The organism is Nitratireductor sp. WH36-1 (assembly GCF_058725515.1).
Genome location: NZ_CM178970.1, coordinates 3,839,043 through 3,856,708, shown reverse-complemented (window position 1 = coordinate 3,856,708; position 17,666 = coordinate 3,839,043). Strand labels below are relative to the sequence as shown.

The window sequence follows — 17,666 nt, the reverse complement described above, 5'->3', positions numbered from 1 at the left end:
TATCAGGCGGTCTTTCTTGTCTTGTTCCAGCCGAGCGCGTGGGAGTATCTCACCTGAAAAGGTGCGCCCGGCTCAGGCTCGATGAACAGCGCCAGCGAGCCGATTTCCAATGGTTCCGACAAAAGCGGCCCGAAGAAGGCGTCTATGGCGCGCTCCATGCGGACAGCTTCTGCCTGCGGCACGCGGCCGGTCAGCGTCATGTGGAAGCGGAATGCTTCAAACACGTGGGGGTAGCCCCATTTGTAGAGGTTCTTGAGCTGGCTGGGCGACAGGCCCTCGGGGTTGCGGCGCTCCAGCTCTTCCTGGGTCAGCGGTGCGCGGAAGGGCTCGAACGCCTCCACGATGTTGCCGGCCAGCGCATCCAGCCGTGGGGAGCGGTCCTCGGGCACCAGCGCAAAGAAACCGTCGAGACGACGCACAACCGCACGCGGAATGATCACGGGCTCCGTGCGCTCGCAGAAGTCCGCCAGCGCGGCGATCAGGCTCTGTTCGCTCTGACCTTCCGCCAGATGGAACGGGGCCTTCAGCGTTGCATGGAAGCCGTAGCGGCGCGCGGCTGCGGTGTGAAAGGAAATCTCCGCAGCAGAGAAGGGGCCTGCCTCCACGGGCGCGATGGACCGGCCCGTAAAGGCGTCCCGGCCGAGCCAGCGTGCGGCGGCCCGCGTCAGCGGGTCGTCTTTTTCGGGTGTGAAGTAGATTGCGTAGCGCATGAGCATATCCTCGCCGAAAGCGATGCAATAGGCGATTTGTGTGACAGGTTAACGAATCCCTCAAAAGGACCGCGAAGGCTAGCAGCCAATTTCCCCTGCGTCATCCTCTTCACGGCTGCCTGCCGATCAGACGCTGACGCAGAAGGTTGGAGATGTTGTCGAAGACGAATACGACAAGCAGGATCAGGATGACCATGTAGGCCACGTTTTCCCAGTCCTGATTGGTGCGCATCGCTTCCCAGAGCTTGAGGCCGATGCCGCCGGCGCCAACGGCGCCGATGATGGTGGCGGAGCGGGTGTTGGACTCCCAGAAATAGAGCGCCTGGCTCAAAAAGACCGGCAGAACCTGCGGCACCACGCCATAGCGCTGGACCGAGGCAGGGGCCGCGCCGACGGAGCGCACACCCTCACGCTGCTTGTCGTCGATGTTCTCCAGCGCTTCCGAGTAGAGCTTGCCGAACGTGCCGGTGTCGGTGAAGAAGATCGCCGAGATACCGGCCAGCGGTCCCGGCCCGAAGGCGCGGGTGAAGAACAGCGCCCAGATCAGCATGTCCACCGAGCGCAGGAAGTCGAAGAAGCGCTTGAGCACCTGATTGACGACCTGGTTGGGCATGATGTTGCGGGCTGCGGCAAAGGCCAGCGGGAAGGCCAGCATCGACGCCAGCACCGTGCCGGCGAAGGCCATGACGATGGTCTGCAACAGCTTCAGCCACACATCGCCATGCTGCCAGTCGGCATTGTTGACGAAATTGTTCCAGGCGAGCGACAGGTTGGAGCGGTCCGCCTCGATGCGGTCGCCGAGGAAGATCGTTCCCAGAACCTCGCCGGCCGACATGTCCCAATAGGGCGAGCGGGTGTCGAAGAAGAAGTTCTCCCAGCCGATGAAACGGCGGCGCACTTTCACTTCGTCATCCTCGATCTCGGCGCGTCCGGCAAATCCGAAGCGTACGATCACCTTCGCGCCCGGCGCGCGCTGACTTGCCCACTCGGGCAGCGGTCCGCGTGCATTGACGCTGACGCGCTCCTCAATGTCGAGTTCCAGCGTTTCGCCCCTGTGGGTCACGGTCACGAAGCCCGGCTGAACGCGGATATGCGTGTCGCCGCCGAAGGAGATGTCGGCGCTGACCACGGCTTCCTCACGCGTCGTCGCGGGAGCCTGCGGCGCAGCTTCCGCCTCGGTCGCGGGGCTTTCCTCCGTGGCGGAAGAGGGGGCCATAGCGCCCAGAAAACCACCGTCTTCCTTCTTGGCCGGTTCGGCGTCGAGCGAGCCGAGGAAACCGGCTCCGCTGGTCGCGCCGCCCGTGGTGTTGCCCGCCGCAGCGCTTGCCGCCACGCGGCGTTCGACCATGGCGGTCTCGGTCGTCAGCCATTCCGGCCTTGGGTCGCTGCCGAGCGGCGAGAAGCGCGGAAAGGAAACATCCAGCGCATCGCCGTCATATTCGATGTCCGGGCGGATTTCATAGGAAACCCAGTCGGCCAGATAGCTGCCCGCAATGTCCCAGTTGCCGTTGGAGATGACCTGTCCGATGGCGAAGAACCACCAGGCGAAGACCATGTAGAGGGCGATGGCGGTGATGATGATCACGCCGCGCAGGCGCTCCATCAGCGGACGGTGAAACACATCCGCGTGGCGCGCGGCGATGGCGTTGGCTTCGATCTCGGTCATGATCAGCCTCCCCGGCCGAATTCGAATGCCTGCTTGCCGACAATGCGGCCGCGCAGCCAGGCCGAAAGCTGGTCGACCGCGACGATGGTGCAGAACAGAAGAAGGATGATGGCGAGCGTCTTGGCTTCATGCGTGCGGCTGATCGAGAGGCGCAGCGCCTCGCCGATGCCGCCGCCGCCGACCGCGCCGATGATGGTGGAGGCGCGCACGTTGATTTCCAGACGCAGCAGCGCGTAGCTCAGGAAGTTGGGCATGACCTGCGGCACGATGGAGAACCAGACGCGCTCCACCCAGTTCGCACCGGCGGCGCGCAGGCCTTCCTCGGCCTTCATGTCGGCGTTCTCGACCACTTCGAAGAACATCTTGCCAAGCGCGCCGACCGTGTGGATCGACACCGCGATGATGGCGGGCACTGCCCCGATGGTCAGCACGGCCAGAAAGAAGCCGGCGATCACGATCTCGGGGAAGGCGCGCAGCACTTCCATGAAACGGCGCACGAAGAAGCGCAGCCAGCGCCGCGTCGTCAGGTTCGATGCGGCCAGGAAGCACAGAACGAAGCCAAGGCCGAAGCCGATCAGCGTGGAAACCAGCGCAATGTTGATGGTCTCCAGCATCTTGTAGAAATATTCGGGCAGATAGAGCGTCTCGGTGAGATAGATCCGCCCGTCGGGATAATTGTATTTCAGGCTGCCATCGTCATAGGGCGAGGGCAGGTCGAACAGGGCGCGCCAGATTTCCCAGCCATCGCGCGGCATCATCTGTCCCACGAAATCGAACAGATAGGGCAGTCGGTCGAAGAACTTGCCGGCGTTCGATTCATTGGCAAACCAGAGCGAACCGCTCATGGCGAGAACCATGAACACGATGCCGCCAATGGTGTAGAGACGACGGCGTTCGGCCAGTTCGCGCCAGTGGCGCTCCACGGCCTGGCCGGCTTCGGAAAGAAGCGGGGAATGGGTCGTTGCTGTCATGTTTGGCACGCCTGTGCGACAACGCCGCCGGCACAGGCCGGCGGCGCGTCAGATTGCGGGAAAGGGATCAGGAACCGATCTTGGAGCGACGGGCGTCGATGATCGGCTCGTAGAATGCCGGCGTCACTTCGGTGTAGCCCTTGTAGTCGCCGCCCTGGATGGCTGCGAAGCACTCCGGATCGGCTTCCGGCATTTCCATCATGAAGGTCTTGAACTTGTTCTTCATGTCGGCGTCCATGGAGGTGCGAACCACGAGCGGACCGTTCGGGATCAGCGGGGACTTCCAGAGCTCAACCAGATCGTCCATGTCGAGAATGCCCTTCTCGACCATCTTGTGCAGGTTGCCGGAGGTGTAGCCGTCGGAGAACTCGCCAACGCCCGATGCCCAGGTCGTGCCGGCGTCGAACGTGCCCTTCACGACTTCAAGAACCAGGTTCTCGTGGCCGCCGCCGAAGCCGGTCTCGCCAAAGAACTCTTCAACCGAAGCGTTGACTGCCTTGGGCAGCGTGACAGCAGGAACGAGGTAGCCGGAGGTGGAGTCCGGATCGGCGAAGCCGAGCTTCTTGCCCTTCATGTCTTCCAGCGTTGCGATGCCGGAATCCTTGCGGGCCACCATGATCGAGTGATAGCCGGTCGAACCGTCGGTCTGCACCGTGGTGAGGATCGGCTCAACGGCCTCCGGATCTTCCAGATAGACCTTTGCATAGCCCGAGGCGCCGAGCTCGGCATAGTCGAGCGTGCCGCCGAGCAGGCCCTGGATCACGCCGTCATAGTCGGCAGCCGGGAACAGGGCGACCTTCTCGACGCCCAGAACCTCGGGGAGCTTGTCGACGATGCAGGAGAAATTGCGCAGGCGGTCGGCTTCGTTTTCGCCGCCGAGAATGCCGATGCGGAACTCTTTCAGATCTTCGGCCTGTGCGCCGCCAACCATAATCGCGGTGAGCGCAACGGCGCCCATAAGAGCTTTCTTGAACATGATGTCTCTCCATTTGGGTGCCGGCCTTGCCGGCGGGGTTTCAAGCAGGTGGAGCCCGTTACGCGGGCGAGACGATCCCGTGGATCAGACGGCGGCGAGCGCCGGTTGAGCCTGACCGGTCGATTTCCTTGCCGGCTGCGGAGCCGGAACATTGATGCTGGTGGAGGTGATGGCTTCGGAAAGTTCCGCGCCTTCCTCGCCGCCATAAATGGTGCGCACCGCTTCGCTGGTCAGCGCCTCGGGCGGGCCGTCGAAAACCACCGCGCCCTTGGCCATGCCGACGATGCGGTTGCAATAGGCGCGCGCCGTGTCGAGCGTGTGCAGATTGGTGATGACGGTGATGCCTTCGCGGGCGTTGATGTCGGCGAGTGAATCCATCACCACTTTGGCGTTGAGCGGATCGAGCGAAGCGATCGGCTCGTCTGCGAGGATCACCTTCGGCTCCTGCATGAGCGCACGGGCAATCGCCACACGCTGCTGCTGACCACCGGAAAGCGTGCCGGCGCGCTGCAGCGCCGTCTGGGCGATGTCGAGGCGCTCAAGCGCTGCAATCGCCTGAATGCGCTCTTCCCGCGTGAACATGTTGAGCAGGTTGAGCACCGTGGAGCGGTGGTTGAGCCTGCCAAGCAGAACATTGGTGAGCACGTCGAGGCGCGGCACCAGGTTGAACTGCTGGAAGATCATCGCGCAGTCGCGCTGCCAGCGACGCAGTTCCGCGCCTTTCAGCGCCGAGACTTCCTTGCCCTGAAAGAAGATCGACCCTTCGGACGGATCGATCAGGCGGTTGATCATGCGCAGAAGCGTCGATTTGCCAGCGCCTGAGCGACCGATGACACCGACCATCTGGCCCTGTTCGATTTTCAGTTCCACGTCGCGCACGGCCGTGTTTGGCCCGAAACGACGGGTGACCTGACGAATTTCAAGCATGTGCTCTTCCCGTTAAGCGCCTTGTTGCGGCTCTTCCGTGGGCTTGTCGCCCTTGTTGGTCATTCGCCTAACGGGCGCGGATGAAACCTGCATGTCGATGAGATGACGGTTTTCTGACAGCGCACAGCAGCGATTGAAGCGCCGGAGCCGCCCTGGGGCGATGGCCGCTCATGCGGTCGGCGTGCATCTGGATGCGCGCACGGGCGCTTTGTGATAGAGACACGGCCGCTTCAAAAAGAGATGAGAGAGTATATGACCCAGAAGAACGAGGGTTCCTGCCAGTGCGGGGCAGTCAAATTTCAGATTTCCGGCCCGTTCGAGAGCTTCTTTCTTTGTCACTGCTCCCGTTGCCGCAAGGATACCGGGTCGGCGCATGCGGCCAATCTTTTCTCCACCGTGGCGAAGATCACCTGGCTGTCGGGAGAAGACCGGATCAAGACTTACCGGGTGCCCGAAAGCCGGCATGAAAAAAGCTTCTGCAGCGAATGCGGCTCGGCAGTTCCAGGCATCCAGATGGATGGCGCACTTCTCGTCGTGCCTGCGGGCAGCCTCGACACACCGGTCGACATTCGCCCGAACGCGCATATCTGTCTTTCCAGCCGCGCCAACTGGGATGACGGGCTGGATGAGGTAACCCGGCTGGAGGGCCTGCCGGGTTAAACGCCTTTGCCATTGCCGGTGCGTTCTGGCCGGCGGCGTGTGAGCGGGGCGTTAGCGCCCCAGCCCCATGCGCCCAAGAAGCCCGTCGCGCATGACGAAATGGTGGTAGAGCGCGGCGGCGGTGTGGAATGCCAGAAGCGCGATCAGAAGCCGGCTTCCCAGACCATGCGGCGCGCGCGGCAGATAGGTGGTGAAGTCCGGCAGCGGCGTCGTGGCGCCTGCAAAAAGGGTCGCGCCCGCGCCGGAGAGCGCCAGCATGCCGATGCCGCTGGCTCCCATGCCAAGAATGATCACGTAAAGCAGGCCGTGCACGATATGCGCGGCTCGCGCCTGCCAGCGCGGCGTGCCGGCGGCATCGGCCGGTTTGGCATCGCCCAGCCACCACCAGCCGATCCGCATCAGCGTCAAAAGCACAACGAAGATGCCAAGCGTGGCATGGATGCGCAGAAGCACGAGCCTGTCTGCCGCCTCCATCGCGTCTGCCGCCTGAAAACCGGAGGCCAGAATGCCGACAATGGCCACGGCCGTCGTCCAGTGAATGGCAATCGCAACCGCTCCATAGCGGTCATCAGTGCTTTTCCAGCGCATGGTCCTTCTCCTTGCGGGGATACCGTCGATGCAATATACATAGCATGCAATATAAATGAATAGCAAGCTATATAAATGACTTTCAGGCGTGAACGATCTGCAGGCTATATGACGAACTGGGCGGCGCGGCTTTTCGCGCGCGCCATCGACCGCAATTTGAGGGACATCGGCGTGACCAGCGGCATGCTGCCGGTGTTCTTCGCGCTGGGTGAGGGAGCCTGGCTATCGCAGAAGGCGCTCACGAAAAGCGCCGGCATTGAGCAGCCGACCATGGCGGCAACGCTGTTGCGCATGGAGCGCGATGGTCTGATCGAGAGACGGGCCGACCCGGAAGACCGGCGCAGCCGGCTGATCGGGTTGACCCCGGATGCGATGGAAAAGGCGGTGCGTGTCAGGCAGGCGGTTGGTGCCGTGAACGGCCTTGCGCTCGAAACCCTCACCGATGCGGAGCGCGCGCACTATCTGGCGTTGCTCGAGAAGATCGTCTCGTCGCTACAGGACAGTCTGAGCGACGAGGGGTGATCTCTCCAAGATCAGGATCTGGTCTCAGCGCGGTGTGCAGAGCCGGTCCTTTGCGGCGGCATATTCTGCCGCAAGCCGGTCCACCAGCGCGCCTGCGCCGGTGATCTCGCTCACCGCGCCGACACCCTGTCCGCTGCCCCAGATGTCGCGCCAGGCCTTTGCGTCGGCGCTGGCGAAATTCATCTTCGAGGGGTCGGCTTCCGGCAGGTTGTCGGGATCCATGCCGGCGTTGACGATGGACCCCTTCAGATAGTTGCCGTGCACGCCGGTGAACAGGTTGGAATAGACGATGTCGGCTGCGCGCGAAGAGACGATCATCTCCTTGTAGTCGTCGCTGGCGCGCGCCTCATGGGTGGCGATGAAGGGCGAGCCGATATAGGCGAGGTCCGCGCCCATGGCCTGAGCGCCCAGAACCGCGCCGCCATTGGCGATGGCGCCCGAGAGAAGCAGCGGCCCGTCGAACCACTGCCGGATTTCCTGCACCAGCGCGAAGGGCGAGAGCGTGCCTGCATGGCCGCCGGCCCCGGTTGCAACCGCGATCAGCCCGTCAGCGCCCTTCTCGATGGCCTTGCGCGCATGGCGGTCGTGAATGATGTCGTGCAGCACGATGCCGCCATAGGAGTGGACGGCCTGGTTCACTTCCTCGACCGCGCCCAGCGAGGTGATGACGATTGGCACCTTGTGGTCCACGCAGACCCTCAGGTCATGCTCCAGCCGGTCATTGGACCGGTGAACGATCTGGTTGACCGCGAAGGGGGCGGAAGGACGATCCGGGTTCTGTGCGTCATGCGCAGCCAGTTCTTCGGTGATCTGCGAAAGCCACTCGTCGAGCTGCTCCTTGGGGCGGGCGTTGAGCGCGGGAAACGAGCCCACCACGCCAGCCTTGCACTGCGCCACCACCAGCGGCGGATGCGAGATGATGAACAGAGGCGCGCCGACCACGGGCAAACGCAATTTGTCGAAAACGGCCGGAAGCGCCATTGGCTATCCCCTCAATTGACGTATTCGTAAACGTCAAAACTTCTACAGCATCTCACCCCTTGTTGGGAACCCTTGATCTTGCGGGCTCCCGAAGCGTCCCGGGAACCCTTGTCGCATTTTTTGCGCCGGGCGTCTCCTCACCCGGCCGCAACACCGTTGTGACGGCGTTCGAGAAAGGCCCGCATCGCGGTCAGTCCCGCGTCGATGCCCCGGCGGCCAAAGCCGATGCGGAAGCGTCCGGCCGGCGCATCCATCAGCTCCGAGTGATAGACCGAGGCGGGCAGAAGCAGCACGCCCTGCTCTTCGACCAGATCGCGGCAGAAGGCTTCCACGCCGTCGGCGCCCCTGTAACGCGGATAGGCCACGCAGCCGCCATCGGGCCGTGTCCAGTCGAACAGGTCGGCATGGTCGGCGAAGAACGCGTCCATCTTCTCCAGGTTTTCGGCAATCAGCGCGCGGTTTCGCTCAAGAATGCGGTCGCTCACCGAAAGCGCCAACACCGCCAGACGCTCGCTGGGAGCGGAATTGCAGATCGAGAGGTAGTGCTTGTAGCGCTCGAATTTCAGCAGGAGCGCCGTGTCCGGGCTGGCGATCCAGCCAATGCGCAGGCCCGGCAGGCCGTAGGCCTTGGACATCACGTTGAGCGAGATGCCTTTCTCATAGATCTCGGCGGCCTGCGGCAGGCGCTTGCTCTCGTCGCGCTCCAGAAGCCGATAGACCTCGTCGCTGAAAAGATAGAGATTATGCGCGCGGCAGATCTCCACCAGTTCCGCAAAATCGTCCTGCGGCATCAGCGCGCCGGTCGGGTTGTTGGGCAGGTTGACGGAAATGAGCTTTGTGTTGGGGCGGATCGCGGCGCGCACCGCGTCGAGGTCGAGCCGCCAGTTCTCGTCTTCCAGAAGCGGCACGCCGGTAACGGCGCACAGGCCGAGCGGCACGGTCTCGGCCGCCTGATAGTTGGGCACCGAGACGATGGCGTGGTCGTCGGGCGTGAGCATCACCCGCATGGCGGCGTAGATGCCTTCCTCCGCCCCGGCGAAGCAGAGAATGTTGCTGGCGGAAAGTCCGTCATAGGTGGCGGCGATGGCCTCGCGCAGATCAGGCGCGCCCCAGGTTTCCGTGTAGCCGAGCCAGAGACTGTCGAGCTGTTCGCGCGCCGCCGGCCCTGCCATCTGCGTCAGTTCGCCGAGCGTCATGCTCTCCATGTCCGAAGCGGTCATGTGATGCCGGGCATTGAACTCCCAGCGGGAAAAATGAACTTCGAGCGCGAAATCCCGCATTTTAGTCTCCTCCGGCCTTGTTTTGAGCGGATTGTGAACCGTTTTCCGCGCGTCGCGCCGGAACGATGGATTGTTCACACCTTGTTATCACCGTTGATTGCATACTCACCAACGGTTAACCATGGGGCAAAGCAGGCAAAGAGGGCAGCCAGCCTTGGACGCAATAGAAAAAGCCATAAGAAAGGCGTTCGAAAAGGGCGACGCAGACAAGCGGTCCTTTCGTGAGAAGGTCTACCGCTCGGCGTTTGCCGCGCTGGAGCGTACGCTTGAGGCACGCGAGGATCTCTCGGACGAGGCGAAACTCGCCCGGCGTGAGAACCTGAAGGCGACGATCACCGAAATCGAAACGGAATTCGTTCCCGCAGCCGCGCCCCGTCGCCCGGCCGCACCGGAACCCGAAGCGCCACAGCGGCAGGAGCCGAGGCCCGCGCCGCGTCAGGCGCCTTCGCCTCAGGTGACGCCCGAGGTGGCGCCCCAAGTGGCGTCCGAGCCGCGTCGCGCACAAGTGCGGCGCGCCGAAAGCGACTTCACGCCGCAGATCGACCGCGCAGACCGGCCTTCCGCACCCGACCAGCCGTCGGATGCGGAAACCAAGCGCCGCATTCGCGCGGCCCTGCCAAGGCAGCGCCGCCCCTACGCCATGCTGTTTCTCGTGGCGACCCTGGTGGCCTTTGTCGCCATGGGGCTCTGGTGGACGTTTTCCAGTGGCATCCTGATGTCCAGCGCCGAACGCGACACCAGCGTTCCCAATCCGCCGCTGGCGCTTGAGGAAGAAGAGTTCTCGACGGGCAGCGACGAGACCACGGGCACGCAGGGCGCATCGGGCACAAGCCGCGCTGCGGGCGAGTGGATCACCGTGTTCGATCCGACCGACCCGACGACGGTCGCCGCGTCCAATGGCGGCAATGTGGATGTCATGCGCAATGATGATCGTGTGTTCCTGCGCATCAGCACGGCGGGCAATGCCGGCGTCACCTTCGATGTGGGGCAGGGCATTCTCGAAACGCTGGCAGGCCGCAGCGCGATCTTCAGCATTGAGGCGCGTTCGCAGGATGGCGAGGAGACACAGCTTTCGCTGTCGTGCAATTTCGGCGCGCTCGGCGGCTGCGGACGCACCCGCTATGTGGTTGGCCCCTCACGGGCGGACTATCTGTTCGAGGTCACGCTGCCGGATGAGCGGCCCAATGGCGGCGGCGCCATCACCATCGTTCCCGATGTGACGGGCGGCGGCAAGGCGCTCGATATTTTCGCGATCCGGGCAGCGGTCGCAACGCAGTGACTGCCCGCTAGTCCGCCAAGAGCGCCATAAGGGTTTCCAGCCGGTCGGCCTCGGCCGCCGGCTTGTCCCAGCGCAGGCGCGAGATGCGTGGAAAGCGCATGGCGACGCCCGATTTGTGGCGCGTCGAGCGGTTCAGCCCTTCAAAGGCGATTTCCAGAACGAGGCCATGGCCGGGCTCTGCGCGCACCGAGCGCACGGGGCCGAAACGCTCCACCGTGTTGTCGCGCACATATTTGTCGATCAGCTTCAGTTCTTCATCGGTAAAGCCGAAATAGGCCTTGCCGACCGGCACCAGTTCGGGTGCGTCGTCCGGGCCTCTCCAGACGCCGAATGTATAGTCCGAATAATAGCTCGACCGCTTTCCGTGGCCGCGCTGGGCGTACATCAGGACCGCATCGACGGTGAACGGATCGCGCTTCCATTTGAACCACGGCCCCTTTGGACGACCCGGCACATAGGCGGAATCGCGCCGTTTCAGCATCACCCCTTCGATCACGGGATGCGGCGGATTGCGGCGCTTTTCCTCAAGCTCCTCCCAGCCTGAAAAGCCGACCATGGGAGACAGGTCGAATCGGTGTTCTGAAAGCGCCGGCAGTTCGCTTTGCAGAATGGCGCGCCGCTCGGCAAAGGGCAGGGCGCGCAGATCATCATCGCCTATCTGGAGAAGATCGTAGCAGCGCAGAAAAACGGGGTATTCGGCGAGCATCTTCTTCGAGACCGTCTTGCGGTTCAGGCGCTGTTGCAGATCTGAAAACGTGCCGGTTTTGAGGCCCGGATTTCCGACCAGAAGTTCTCCATCCAGCGTCATTTCGGCATCGAATTCCGCCAAAAGATCGGGAAATGCGCCGGAAATATCGTCGCCCGTGCGCGAATAAAGCCGTTTCACACCGTCTTCGCCCGCAGCCTGTACGCGGATGCCGTCCCATTTCCACTCGGCGGCATAGTCGCCCGGATCGAGTTTTTCGAGATCGCCCTCGCCGACCGGGTGGGCGAGCATGACCGGGCGGAACAGCGCCCGTGCGGCGCTGACCGGCTTTTCGGCCTTGCCCTCAAGCCAGGCGAAAAGCGTTTCATAGGGCGGTTCGAGTCCGTGCCAGAGCTCTTCGATCTCGCCCACATCCCTGTCGCCAAAGGCGGCAAGCGCCTGTTTGGCAAGACGCGCCGAAACGCCGATCCGCAGGCCCCCGGTCGCCAGTTTGATGAGCGCGAAACGGGCGGAAGGGTCGAGCCGGTCGAGCAGGCCTGCGATGACTGTTGGCGCTTCGGCGCGACCAAGCTGTGTGAGGGTTTCGACGATCTCGGAGAGCGCCGGCGGCGGGGTCTCACTGTCGGGGGCGGCGGGCCAGACCAGCGAAATGGTTTCGGCGAGATCGCCCACATAATCGTAGGAATAGGCGAAAAGCACCTCATCCATGCGCTCGGAAATCAGGGTGCGCAGCATGGCGGGTTTGACCGCCGGAAAATCCAGACCGCCCGTGAGTGCGGCCAGCGCGTAGCCCCGGTCGGGATCGGGCACGTTGCGGAAATAATCCGCCAGAAGCCGCAGCTTGCCATTGCGCGACGGTGTGAGGACGAGACGGTCGAGGAGATCGGCGAAACGCTGCATCACTCGGCCTCGTCTTCATAGCCGACAAGGTTGAGCGGACGCGCGGCGATGCCGTTCAGCTCGCACCAGCGCACGATGGCTTCTTCGCGCCCATGGGTCACCCACACTTCGCCCGCCTCCGTTTCGCGGATAGTGGCGGTGAGTTCGTTCCAGTCGGCATGGTCGGACAGGGTCAGCGGAAGCTCGACGCCGCGCTGTCTGGCGCGCTGACGAATGCGCATCCAGCCGGAGGCGAAGACATTAAGCGGGTCGGCGAAACGGCGGGTCCAGAGCTCGCCGAAAACCGAGGGCGGGGCGACGATGATCTGGCCCGCGCCGCGATCGACAATTCCTTCCTCGTCGGTGGCCGGGGCGAGTTTGCCGAGCTTGATGCCCTGACCCTGATAGTAGCGGCAGAGCTTGGCCAGTGCGCCGTGAATGAGGATCGGCGCATCATGGCCGGCGGCGCGCAGGAGGCCGATGACGCGCTGCGCCTTGCCGAGCGAATAGGCGCCGACGATGTGGGCGCGCTCGGGGAACTGGGCAAGCGAGGCGGTCAGCCTGCGGATCTCGTTCAGCGGATCGGGATGGACGAAGACGGGGAGCCCGAAGGTTGCTTCGGTGATGAAGACATCGCAGCGCACCGGCTCGAAGGGCGCGCAGGTGGCGTCTGGATGGCGCTTGTAGTCGCCGGAGGCGACGATGCGCAGCCCGTTGGCCTCGACCGCGATCTGCGCCGAGCCGAGCACATGGCCGGCGGGGTAAAACGAGACGGTGACACCATCGATGGAAAGCTTCTCGCCATAGGCAAGGGCCTGCCGGCTTTCGGCAAAATCCGCGCCGTAGCGCAGCTTCATGATGTCGAGTGTCTGCCCTGTCGCCAGCACGTGGCGATGGCCCGCGCGGGCGTGGTCGGCATGGCCATGCGTAATGAGCGCCCGCTCCACCGGGCGAACGGGATCGATGTAGAAATCGCCGGGCGGGCAATAAAGCCCTGCCGGACGCGGGTGGAGCAGATCGTGCGGCTTCATGGAACCACAAGATAGGATTTTTTTCTGATGGTGAAAGATATGCTTGTCAGGAGAGATTTCCGGGAGCATAAACGCCCACCGCCCGCGTGGGTCCTGACCCAGGGCACCCCGGAAAAATTCAAACTGTATGAACCCATTCATCTTCACCTCGGGTAACCTCCTGGCCGATCGCCGGGCGGAGTACGCCGAGATGTTGCTGGAAAACGGTGAGTTCGAGGCCGCTGCCAGCCTGATGGGCGAGGCGCTGGAGCTCGCGCCGGACTGGATCGCAGGGCATTATCGACATGGCGAAATGCTGGCCGAGGCTGGCGAGATCGCGGCGGCGGTGGACGCCTGGCGCACGGTGCTGCGGCTCGATCGCGAAGACAGGCTGGGCGCGGCGCTCAAGCTTGAGCTGCATGGCGCGCTGGACGGTCTTGAAGCCGCTCCTTCCGCCTTTGTCGAAACGCTGTTCGATCAATATGCCGAAACCTTCGACGCTTCGCTGGTGGACAAGCTTGGCTACCGCGTGCCGCAATTGCTGGAAGAGGCGCTTCTGCGCCTTGGCCGCGACAGCTTTGCCCATGCGGTCGATCTTGGCTGCGGCACCGGCCTCATGGGCGAGCGCCTGCGATCCCGCGTGAGCTTTCTGGAAGGGCTCGATATCTCCGCCGAGATGCTGAAGCGGGCCGGCGGAAAGCACATATACGACCGTCTGGAGCGGGCCGATCTGGCAGCGCTCTCGACCCTGCCGCGCAGGGCCGACCTGGTGACGGCGGCCGATGTGTTCATGTATCTGGGCGCGCTGGAGCGGCTTTTTGCGACGGCGGGCGCGTCGCTTGCGCCGGGAGCGCTCTTCGTCTTCTCGGTCGAACATCACGCGGGGCCGGAGGCAATGGTGCTGCGCGCCTCGCGCCGTTATGCCCATTCCGAGCCGCATCTGCGTGCAGCGCTGGCGGAAGCGGGGTTCGAGCCGGTCCTTTTGGAGAAGGCGGTGATCCGGATGGATCGCGGTGAGCCCATAGAAGGGCTGATCGTGGTGGCGGAGCGAACCGGGGCGGCGCGCAAGCTGGGCGATGCGGCGCTCGTTCCGGGTACAAAACAGCGGCCAAGAGCGCATTGATCACGGGAGTGGAATGGCCGGGAGCGGGTGCTCGACCGGCCATTCCTAAGCCAGATTACTCGGCTTCGTCGGCAGAGCCGGCGTTTAGCTGGCCGTATTTGGCCTCGCCGATGGTCTCAAGAAGCTCAAGCTGGGTTTCGAGGAAGTCGATATGGCCTTCCTCATCGGCCAGAAGCTCTTCAAACAGTTTCATGGATACGTAGTCGCCGGCGGCGTTACAGTCGTCGCGGGCCTCTTTGTACAGCTTGCGGGCATCGTGCTCGCCAGCCAGATCGGCTTCGAGAACCTCTTTGAGGTTCTGGCCGATGCGCAGCGGTCCAACGACCTGAAGGTTGGGATGACCTTCAAGGAAGATGATGCGCTCGACCAGCTTGTCGGCGTGGTGCATCTCCTCGATGGATTCCTCGCGTTCCTTCTTCGCCAGTTTGGTGAAGCCCCAGTCTTCCAGAAGGCGATAGTGCAGCCAGTACTGGTTGACCGCCCCGAGTTCATGGGTGAGGGCTTCGTTAAGCCGCTCGATAACCTTTTTGTCGCCTTTCATTAAACCTGCTCCCGTAGCGCTCGCGCAGGGCGCGAACCTGGTCAAGATATGTCACGACTTCAGCGCCTTCGCTTTCGGCGTGACGGTGGTGGTATTCTTCCGTTACACGGATGATCGTTTCCACCACATTTGGGAAGCAGCCGCAACAGCGACCTCGTTTGGAAAGCGTGTGATAGACCTTGGCCGGTACGATGAGCTGCCAGGGGTCTTCGTCCAGCATCGAAACGATGGTGTCCTCGACCTCTTTCTGGGTGATCAGGTTGCACTGACAGACGAGCATGGCGACGTCAAACGCTCCGTGGCTTTGCAAGGTCAAGCCCACAGGCAAGGGTTGAACCTTCGTGCCGGAGTGTGTCGGAAAACGCGCCCGTATCAGCGAAAGACTGCCGGCAGGTTTTGCGGCAGGCAGGGCTTGCGGGCGACGACAGACGTCCTGCGATCGAAAGGGTTAAAGGCCCCAACACCATGGACGCATCGCGTAGATGCAGGCGCATAGAACACGCGGACGGGCGTTCCTGTCAATAAAAACATGACAATCATATTCAGGGAAAGCTGCGACCCGTTGGCGCGGCGATGAGAGCATCGGACCGGAAAGCGATAACCGGCTTCCGGTTTCTCCGATGCTCCATCAATAAATCGGATCTTCTTTTACGCAGTTCCGGACGGAAAACCGGTTCCCGCTTTTCCTGGAATTGCTTTAGCCGCCGTGCTTTTCCAGGAATTCTTCCGCGTTCAGCGACCGGAAGTCGTCCAGTGCGGCGCGCAGCCGGTCATGGTCCCAGTCCCACCAGGCAAGCGCCTGATAGCGCTCGGCGGTCTTGCGGTCGAAACGCTCGCGGATCGGGCGGGCGGGAACGCCGCCGACAATCGTGTAGGGCGCGACATCCTTCGACACGACCGCGCCTGCGCCGATCACCGCGCCATCGCCGACGGTGACGCCGGGCAGGATCGTGCAGCCATGGCCAAGCCATGTGTCGTGACCGATCCGCACCATATTCTCCCGCCGCCATTCGAAGAACTGGGCGTCATGCTCGGCATCCGGCCAGTAATCGCCGGAGCGGTAGGTGAAATGGTGCAGGGTCGGCCGCCATGTGGGGTGGTTCGTGGCGTTGATGCGCACGGCGGCGGCGATGTTGGAGAACTTGCCGATCTGCGCGCACCAGACGCTGCAGTCCTGCGTCATGTAGGAGTAGTCGCCGAACGCCGTTTCCTGCACGCGGGAGCGCTCGCCGATCTCGGTGTAGCGGCCGAGCGTGGACTCGACGACCTTTGCGGTGGGGTGAATGGCCGGCTTTTCCGATAGCTGTTTCATGCCGCTTTCCTGCCTGGTGCGAAGTCGGTGACGTCGATGATGCGGTCGGCGACGATCTCGCGCACATCCTGATCGTGGAAGATGCCGAGAAGGGCGACGCCCGCCCTCTTCTTCTCGTCGATCATGGAAACCACGATTTCGCGGTTTGCCTTGTCGAGCGAAGCGGTCGGTTCATCGAGCAGCAGAACGGGGTGGTCGGTGATGAAGCCGCGGGCGATGTTCACGCGCTGCTGCTCGCCGCCGGAGAAGGTGGCGGGCGGCAGATCCCACAGGCGCTCGGGCAGGTTGAGGCGTTCGAGCAGCATCTCGGCCCTGCCGCGGGCGGTTTCCAGAACTTCGCCGCGCGCGATGAGCGGTTCGGCTACAACGTCGCGCGCGGAAACGCGCGGCACGGCGCGCAGGAACTGGCTGACATAGCCAATCGTGTCGCGGCGGATGGCGATGACGGTGCGCGGATCGGCGGTGGCGAGGTTCACCAGATTGCCGCCATGGCTGACGATTACCTGACCGGTGTCGATGGCGTAGCTGCCATAGATCATCTTGAGGATGGAGCTCTTGCCGGCGCCCGAGGGGCCGCCAAGCACGGCGCATTCGCCGGCGGAGAGCGAGAAGGAGACATCGGACACCACGGGCAGGCGGATGCCGCCCTGGAGATGCATGGTGAAGCTCTTGCAGACTTCGGAGACGACGAGGGGCGTTGCCATGATCACACCTGCAGGATGGAGGAAACGAGAAGCTGGGTGTAGGGCGCCTGCGGATCGTCGAGCACCCGGTCGGTGAGGCCGCTTTCGACCACGTGACCGTCCTTCATGACGATCATGCGGTGGGAGAGAAGGCGGGCGACCGCAAGGTCGTGGGTAACGACGATGGCGGACAGGCCAAGCTCGTGAACGAGGCCGCGCAGGAGATCGAGCAGGCGGGCCTGCACCGACACGTCGAGACCGCCGGTCGGCTCATCCATGAAGACGAGGCGCGGGCCGGTGACGAGGTTGCGGGCGATCTGCAGGCGCTGGCGCATGCCGCCGGAAAAGGCGCGCGGCTGGTCGTCGATGCGGTCGCTGGAGATCTCCACGCGGCCGAGCCAGTCGGTGGCGGTGGCGCGGATGTCGCCATAGTGGCGCTGGCCCACGGCCATCAGCCGCTCGCCGACATTCGCGCCGGCGGAAACCGTCATGCGCAGGCCGTCGGAGGGGTTCTGGTGCACGAAGCCCCAGTCGGTGCGCATCAGGAAGCGGCGTTCGGCCTCACTCATGCGGTAGAGGTCGTGGAAGGCCCCGTCGCGCATGCGGTAGGACACGGTGCCGGAGGTCGGCAGGAGGCGGGTGGAGAGGCAGTTCAGGAGGGTGGTCTTGCCCGAGCCGGACTCGCCCACCACAGCCAGAACCTCGCCCGGCCACAGGTCGAAGGAGATGTCGTTGCAGCCGATACGGTTGCCGTAAAATTTCGAGATGGAGCGAACGCGAAGCAGCGGTTCGTCAGTCATTGGATTTCTCCGCGAATTTTCAAAAGTTTGCGCAGCCCCTCATCCGCCTGCC

The 17,666-nt window shown here is 63.4% G+C and carries 19 protein-coding genes; 4 read left to right on the top strand and 15 right to left on the bottom strand.

Annotated elements, in window-relative coordinates:
• Window positions 1-2 precede the first annotated feature (2 nt).
• The 5 genes from AC4PTT_RS18385 to phnC all read right to left on the bottom strand — a co-directional run bounded on the left by AC4PTT_RS18385 (window position 3) and on the right by phnC (window position 5,250).
• The gene (locus AC4PTT_RS18385; RefSeq protein ID WP_283800355.1) at window positions 3-710 is read right to left on the bottom strand and encodes a DUF1045 domain-containing protein; all 708 of its coding nucleotides are present in this window, start codon (window positions 708-710) and stop codon (window positions 3-5) included.
• A gap of 109 nt (window positions 711-819) precedes the next feature.
• A complete protein-coding gene (gene phnE / locus AC4PTT_RS18380; RefSeq protein ID WP_492161833.1) occupies window positions 820-2,376 on the bottom strand; it encodes a phosphonate ABC transporter, permease protein PhnE in 1,557 nt (518 codons plus the stop codon).
• Between the two features lie 2 nt (window positions 2,377-2,378).
• A complete protein-coding gene (gene phnE / locus AC4PTT_RS18375) occupies window positions 2,379-3,347 on the bottom strand; it encodes a phosphonate ABC transporter, permease protein PhnE (protein WP_492161832.1) in 969 nt (322 codons plus the stop codon).
• 67 nt (window positions 3,348-3,414) lie between these two features.
• Window positions 3,415-4,323 (bottom strand): phosphonate ABC transporter substrate-binding protein, encoded by a 909-nt coding sequence (gene phnD, locus AC4PTT_RS18370; protein ID WP_206994343.1) that lies wholly within the window; start codon window positions 4,321-4,323, stop codon window positions 3,415-3,417.
• 84 nt (window positions 4,324-4,407) lie between these two features.
• Window positions 4,408-5,250 carry a phosphonate ABC transporter ATP-binding protein gene (gene phnC, locus AC4PTT_RS18365; RefSeq protein ID WP_206544480.1) on the bottom strand — a complete coding sequence of 281 codons (843 nt, stop codon included), beginning with the start codon at window positions 5,248-5,250 and terminating at the stop codon, window positions 4,408-4,410.
• Window positions 5,251-5,502: 252 nt separating this feature from the next.
• Here phnC and AC4PTT_RS18360 point away from each other — a divergent pair, with 252 nt between their 5' ends.
• The gene (locus AC4PTT_RS18360; RefSeq protein WP_206994342.1) at window positions 5,503-5,910 is read left to right on the top strand and encodes a GFA family protein; all 408 of its coding nucleotides are present in this window, start codon (window positions 5,503-5,505) and stop codon (window positions 5,908-5,910) included.
• A 51-nt stretch (window positions 5,911-5,961) separates the two neighbouring features.
• Here the strand turns inward: AC4PTT_RS18360 and AC4PTT_RS18355 are convergent, their stop codons facing one another.
• Window positions 5,962-6,498 carry a cytochrome b gene (locus AC4PTT_RS18355; protein WP_283800358.1) on the bottom strand — a complete coding sequence of 179 codons (537 nt, stop codon included), beginning with the start codon at window positions 6,496-6,498 and terminating at the stop codon, window positions 5,962-5,964.
• Window positions 6,499-6,606: 108 nt separating this feature from the next.
• On the opposite strand from AC4PTT_RS18355, the gene AC4PTT_RS18350 reads away from it, so the two are divergent.
• Window positions 6,607-7,020 (top strand): MarR family winged helix-turn-helix transcriptional regulator, encoded by a 414-nt coding sequence (locus AC4PTT_RS18350; protein WP_224873321.1) that lies wholly within the window; start codon window positions 6,607-6,609, stop codon window positions 7,018-7,020.
• A 24-nt stretch (window positions 7,021-7,044) separates the two neighbouring features.
• On the opposite strand, the gene AC4PTT_RS18345 is transcribed toward AC4PTT_RS18350, so the two are convergent.
• Window positions 7,045-8,001 carry an NAD(P)H-dependent flavin oxidoreductase gene (locus AC4PTT_RS18345; protein WP_113153978.1) on the bottom strand — a complete coding sequence of 319 codons (957 nt, stop codon included), beginning with the start codon at window positions 7,999-8,001 and terminating at the stop codon, window positions 7,045-7,047.
• 137 nt (window positions 8,002-8,138) lie between these two features.
• On the bottom strand, window positions 8,139-9,281 hold the full coding sequence (locus tag AC4PTT_RS18340; protein ID WP_492161831.1) for an aminotransferase class I/II-fold pyridoxal phosphate-dependent enzyme: 1,143 nt from the start codon (window positions 9,279-9,281) through the stop codon (window positions 8,139-8,141).
• 154 nt (window positions 9,282-9,435) lie between these two features.
• Here AC4PTT_RS18340 and AC4PTT_RS18335 point away from each other — a divergent pair, with 154 nt between their 5' ends.
• Window positions 9,436-10,560 (top strand): hypothetical protein, encoded by a 1,125-nt coding sequence (locus AC4PTT_RS18335; protein WP_492161830.1) that lies wholly within the window; start codon window positions 9,436-9,438, stop codon window positions 10,558-10,560.
• A 7-nt stretch (window positions 10,561-10,567) separates the two neighbouring features.
• Here the strand turns inward: AC4PTT_RS18335 and AC4PTT_RS18330 are convergent, their stop codons facing one another.
• Together AC4PTT_RS18330 and AC4PTT_RS18325 are read right to left on the bottom strand one after the other, a co-directional pair.
• Entirely contained in the window at window positions 10,568-12,166 is a 1,599-nt protein-coding gene (locus tag AC4PTT_RS18330; RefSeq protein ID WP_492161829.1) for a cisplatin damage response ATP-dependent DNA ligase, read from the bottom strand.
• Complete coding sequence (locus AC4PTT_RS18325) at window positions 12,166-13,176, bottom strand: ligase-associated DNA damage response exonuclease (protein WP_492161828.1); 1,011 nt, start codon at window positions 13,174-13,176, stop codon at window positions 12,166-12,168. Before AC4PTT_RS18325 ends, AC4PTT_RS18330 begins: the two co-directional genes overlap by 1 nt.
• A gap of 127 nt (window positions 13,177-13,303) precedes the next feature.
• Between AC4PTT_RS18325 and AC4PTT_RS18320 the strand changes: the two genes are divergently transcribed.
• On the top strand, window positions 13,304-14,278 hold the full coding sequence (locus tag AC4PTT_RS18320) for a class I SAM-dependent methyltransferase (RefSeq protein WP_492161827.1): 975 nt from the start codon (window positions 13,304-13,306) through the stop codon (window positions 14,276-14,278).
• 55 nt (window positions 14,279-14,333) lie between these two features.
• Here the strand turns inward: AC4PTT_RS18320 and bfr are convergent, their stop codons facing one another.
• From bfr to phnK, 5 genes are all read right to left on the bottom strand, one after another.
• Complete coding sequence (bfr, locus tag AC4PTT_RS18315) at window positions 14,334-14,819, bottom strand: bacterioferritin (RefSeq protein WP_113153984.1); 486 nt, start codon at window positions 14,817-14,819, stop codon at window positions 14,334-14,336.
• Complete coding sequence (locus AC4PTT_RS18310; protein WP_113153985.1) at window positions 14,785-15,099, bottom strand: (2Fe-2S)-binding protein; 315 nt, start codon at window positions 15,097-15,099, stop codon at window positions 14,785-14,787. Before AC4PTT_RS18310 ends, bfr begins: the two co-directional genes overlap by 35 nt.
• 417 nt (window positions 15,100-15,516) lie before the next feature.
• Window positions 15,517-16,131, bottom strand: a complete 615-nt coding sequence (locus AC4PTT_RS18305; protein WP_206544489.1) for a DapH/DapD/GlmU-related protein — start codon at window positions 16,129-16,131, stop codon at window positions 15,517-15,519.
• Window positions 16,128-16,835 (bottom strand): phosphonate C-P lyase system protein PhnL, encoded by a 708-nt coding sequence (gene phnL / locus AC4PTT_RS18300; RefSeq protein WP_492161826.1) that lies wholly within the window; start codon window positions 16,833-16,835, stop codon window positions 16,128-16,130. Before phnL ends, AC4PTT_RS18305 begins: the two co-directional genes overlap by 4 nt.
• 2 nt (window positions 16,836-16,837) lie before the next feature.
• A complete protein-coding gene (gene phnK / locus AC4PTT_RS18295; RefSeq protein ID WP_206544491.1) occupies window positions 16,838-17,614 on the bottom strand; it encodes a phosphonate C-P lyase system protein PhnK in 777 nt (258 codons plus the stop codon).
• Window positions 17,615-17,666: the final 52 nt, after the last annotated feature.

Bases quoted from the DNA above. Each gene is read 5' to 3' on its own strand.
- phnC (WP_206544480.1), bottom strand. From the start codon at position 5,250: ATGCTTGAAATTCGTCAGGTCACCCGTCGTTTCGGGCCAAACACGGCC.
- phnE (WP_492161833.1), bottom strand. From the start codon at position 2,376: ATGACCGAGATCGAAGCCAACGCCATCGCCGCGCGCCACGCGGATGTG.
- bfr (WP_113153984.1), bottom strand. From the start codon at position 14,819: ATGAAAGGCGACAAAAAGGTTATCGAGCGGCTTAACGAAGCCCTCACC.
- AC4PTT_RS18320 (WP_492161827.1), top strand. From the start codon at position 13,304: ATGAACCCATTCATCTTCACCTCGGGTAACCTCCTGGCCGATCGCCGG.
- AC4PTT_RS18385 (WP_283800355.1), bottom strand. From the start codon at position 710: ATGCGCTACGCAATCTACTTCACACCCGAAAAAGACGACCCGCTGACG.
- AC4PTT_RS18350 (WP_224873321.1), top strand. From the start codon at position 6,607: ATGACGAACTGGGCGGCGCGGCTTTTCGCGCGCGCCATCGACCGCAAT.
- AC4PTT_RS18345 (WP_113153978.1), bottom strand. From the start codon at position 8,001: ATGGCGCTTCCGGCCGTTTTCGACAAATTGCGTTTGCCCGTGGTCGGC.
- phnL (WP_492161826.1), bottom strand. From the start codon at position 16,835: ATGGCAACGCCCCTCGTCGTCTCCGAAGTCTGCAAGAGCTTCACCATG.
- AC4PTT_RS18360 (WP_206994342.1), top strand. From the start codon at position 5,503: ATGACCCAGAAGAACGAGGGTTCCTGCCAGTGCGGGGCAGTCAAATTT.
- phnD (WP_206994343.1), bottom strand. From the start codon at position 4,323: ATGTTCAAGAAAGCTCTTATGGGCGCCGTTGCGCTCACCGCGATTATG.
- phnK (WP_206544491.1), bottom strand. From the start codon at position 17,614: ATGACTGACGAACCGCTGCTTCGCGTTCGCTCCATCTCGAAATTTTAC.
- AC4PTT_RS18305 (WP_206544489.1), bottom strand. From the start codon at position 16,131: ATGAAACAGCTATCGGAAAAGCCGGCCATTCACCCCACCGCAAAGGTC.
- AC4PTT_RS18310 (WP_113153985.1), bottom strand. From the start codon at position 15,099: ATGCTCGTCTGTCAGTGCAACCTGATCACCCAGAAAGAGGTCGAGGAC.
- AC4PTT_RS18325 (WP_492161828.1), bottom strand. From the start codon at position 13,176: ATGAAGCCGCACGATCTGCTCCACCCGCGTCCGGCAGGGCTTTATTGC.
- AC4PTT_RS18355 (WP_283800358.1), bottom strand. From the start codon at position 6,498: ATGCGCTGGAAAAGCACTGATGACCGCTATGGAGCGGTTGCGATTGCC.
- AC4PTT_RS18340 (WP_492161831.1), bottom strand. From the start codon at position 9,281: ATGCGGGATTTCGCGCTCGAAGTTCATTTTTCCCGCTGGGAGTTCAAT.
- AC4PTT_RS18330 (WP_492161829.1), bottom strand. From the start codon at position 12,166: ATGCAGCGTTTCGCCGATCTCCTCGACCGTCTCGTCCTCACACCGTCG.
- phnE (WP_492161832.1), bottom strand. From the start codon at position 3,347: ATGACAGCAACGACCCATTCCCCGCTTCTTTCCGAAGCCGGCCAGGCC.